General features: G+C 62.3%; 1 protein-coding gene. It reads left to right on the top strand.

Going from position 1 to position 308, the window contains the following annotated elements; translation table 11 throughout:
* Positions 1-308 (top strand): YbhB/YbcL family Raf kinase inhibitor-like protein (locus FLQ44_RS16510; protein WP_147695282.1); only part of this gene is annotated, 308 nt, incomplete at both ends.

The raw sequence follows: 308 nt of genomic DNA, 5'->3' as shown, positions 1-308 counted from the left end.
AAAACTGCCGGAACGTCACGTGTTTAACGGGATGGGTTATCAGGGGGATAATATCTCTCCCCATCTGGCGTGGGACGATGTGCCAGCGGGAACCAAAAGTTTTGTCGTGACCTGCTACGATCCGGATGCGCCAACCGGGTCGGGCTGGTGGCACTGGATCGTGGCAAACCTGCCCGCCGACACGCGCGTGCTGCCGCAGGGCTCCGGTTCCGATCTGGTTGCTCTGCCTGACGGTGCGATTCAGACGCGCACTGACTTTGGCAAAGCGGGCTACGGCGGCGCGGCGCCGCCAAAAGGGGAAACGCACC

Source organism: Vogesella mureinivorans, assembly GCF_007644035.1.
GTDB classification, from domain to species: Bacteria; Pseudomonadota; Gammaproteobacteria; order Burkholderiales; family Chromobacteriaceae; genus Vogesella; species Vogesella mureinivorans.
This window is presented reverse-complemented; position numbering and strand designations above follow the sequence as displayed.